Annotated in this window: 1 protein-coding gene; it reads right to left on the bottom strand. The window is 56.0% G+C overall.

Going from position 1 to position 2,838, the window contains the following annotated elements; genetic code table 11:
- Positions 1–133: 133 nt before the first annotated feature.
- On the bottom strand, positions 134–2,838 hold a 2,705-nt coding region (locus tag IO95_RS10915), incomplete at its 5' end, for an autotransporter outer membrane beta-barrel domain-containing protein (RefSeq protein WP_037385299.1).

The following is a 2,838-nucleotide window of genomic DNA, read 5'->3' as shown; positions in this document are numbered from 1 at the left end:
ACCTGAGGCAGCATCGGTTATATACCCGCACACTTGGCATTATTTGAGTCTCTAAAAATGAGGGGATCTCTGAGGGATAAAGCACGTTGTACTTTATCCTGCACATTGAATGAACCAGCATCGTTTACCGGTATTAGAAGTTGTACTTGCCTCCCAACATCACACTGGTATCGCTGTAGCCGTTATTGCCCAGTTGCTGGCCCACATTACCCCACAGGTTCACCTGCTTGTTGAGTTGCCCTTCCACACCCAGTTTCAGCTCGGCAATATTGGCAGCACCATCCTGCTTGATGCTCAAACCATCCAGATTGCTGCCAAAGTCCTTACTGTTATGCACCCAGTTGGCTTCGACAAACGGCTGGAATACCCGGTGGTTGCCCTTGTCCTGGTCGCTGTAACCGTTGATAAAGGCCTTCACCCCCAACCGGCTCTGCAGGTTGCCATCCCCTTCACCTTTCACCCAGGTGCCGCCCACTTCACGGTGGTCATCAGCTTTAACGCCCATCCAGGTCAATTGTGCTTTCGGTTGGATAAAGTAGGCCATATTGTTGGCGACACTTTCACCCAGCTTGAAGGTATAACCACTCTCTACCGAGGCGCTGACCCCTTTCGACTTGTAAGTCTCGCTGGCCTGCTCCTGACCGGTCACCGTGTTGTCGAACCAGCTGTACTGCAACCAGCTGTCCACATACCAACCCGACTTGTCCGCCGCATTGGCATACCAGGTGCCATAGGCCCCCACGCTGTAACCGTCTACCGCCCCTTTGGCATCATAGCCCAGGCGCGAGGTAGTGTTGCTCTTGGTGTCGCCATAACCGGCCATCAAGCCGAGGTGGAAGCGGTCTGCGCCATTCTGGCTCCACTGGGCGATATCGCCACCCAGTTGCAGCACATAACGGTTGGACTGGGTGCGTAACTGGCCACTTTCGTCACGAACGCGGTTGTGCCCGCCTTCATTGCGCAACCACATACTGGTGACCTTGTGCTCACCGGTCAGGGCGTCAATGTACTGTGTCTCCCCCAAACGGTCATGCAGACGGGTGACGAACATGTTGTTGGCTGCCGCCAGGTTGGCGTTGTAAGCCCCCGCTTCCGGGCGGATATCCGAGTGATTATCCTCCTCCGACTTGCTGGTCAGGTACCAGTTACCTGCGGTGCCCGCTTGACTGCCACGGCCCAGGGTATAGTCATACGCCCCGGCAACAATACGCCCGTTTTGTACAAACTCGCCGTTGGACTCACCACCGACGCGCACTACTTCAATCCCTTCCAGCGTCTGGGCTCCGGTCCCACCAGCATTGTTGATTTGTACCCGGGTAGTGCCCGAAGTATTGCCCGCCACCACCAGTTTATCGGTCAGTGAGCTGTTATCCCCCAGTTGGGTGTTCATCACCAGCAGGCCGTTGTTGCCCACGTAGTTACCGTCCACCGTCAGGGTTTTGAAGTTATTGGCCGTTGGGGCGACAAAGGTCACCGTGCCGCCATGAGTGAGGTCATTAACCAAAGAATCTGCGGTCATGGTCCACTGGCTGCTGCTGTCAATGCTGACATCGGTCGGGTCAATCCAACCGGTCAGGCTGGCACCGTTAATCAGGCTCAGTTGCGTGCCACTTTGACCAATCACATTGCTGGTCAGTTGCGCTCCGCCACTGGTGCCATCCAGAATCAGACTGCCGCCTTGCAGTTCAGTGTCCCCCACCCAGGCGGTATTGCCGCTCAGGGTCAGGCTGCCGCTGCCGTCTTTGATAAAGGAGCCGTTGCCGGTAATCGCCCCGGCATAGTCGCTGTTGACCGTGGTATCGGCATTGACCGCCGTCAGGGTAGCGCCATTCAACTGAACCTCGCTGCCCTTGCCGCTCAAACGGTTAAACTGCTGGTCGTTGCCATTGAGGTTGACGATACCGCCGTTAACAATCACCTCGCTGCTGGCCTTGATACTGTCGGCAATATCCAGTTGCAGCGTGCCATTCTCAACTGTGGTGGAGCCAGTGTAGCCGTTGACTGCGGACAGCACCAAGCGACCGGCGCCGTCTTTCATCAGACTCTTGCCATCCCAACCGGTGGTAAAGCCACCTTCAGGTGCCGTCTGGTCGTCCAGCGCAATATCGATATTAAAACCGGTGCCCTCATTCAGGGTAAAGTTACCGCTACCGTGTTGCTGTTCCCCCTCGTTCCACGCCAGGCGGAAGCCCAGGGTATAATCAAGGTTGTTCTCACTCAGGTGACCATCGTGCAACAGATAATTCAGGCTATACGGGTCCAGCGGATTGTTGGTAAAGTCCCCAGTGATACCACCGGTGGTGCTCAACACCACATAGTCCTGGCCTATCACACCGCTCGCTTTGGTCGGGTCCTCGGTGTCAACAAAACCATTAACAATCAACCTGCCGTCAAGATTGGCGCTTTGCGCGGTGATATCCGGTGATGCCCCCAGGGTAACATTAAGCACCGAATCACTTTGCTGGGTAAACGCGCCGCCCACATTCAGGGTCGAACTCTGTAAACCAATTACCGTGGTTGCCCCGCTATAGGTGGTGTAGTCGCCGGTGGTGGTCAGGCTGCCGCCATTTTGTTTGAGGGTCAACGTACCCGCTTGTACTGCCACACTGCCCTGATGAGACGTCCCGCCGCTCAAGGTCAATTCGCCAGCACCCTGTTTGAACAGGTCGCCTTCGCCACTCAGCACGCCGGTATAGTCGTTGGCATCACTGCGGTTGAATATCAGCGTGGCGTTATTGACAATATCACTGCTGATGGTGCCGGTGGTACCGCCATTGCCGATACTCAGGGTACCGGCATCAATGGTGGTCAAGCCACTGTGGCTGGCATCCCCCGTCA

It is taken from the genome of Serratia sp. DD3 (assembly GCF_000496755.2).
This window is presented reverse-complemented; position numbering and strand designations above follow the sequence as displayed.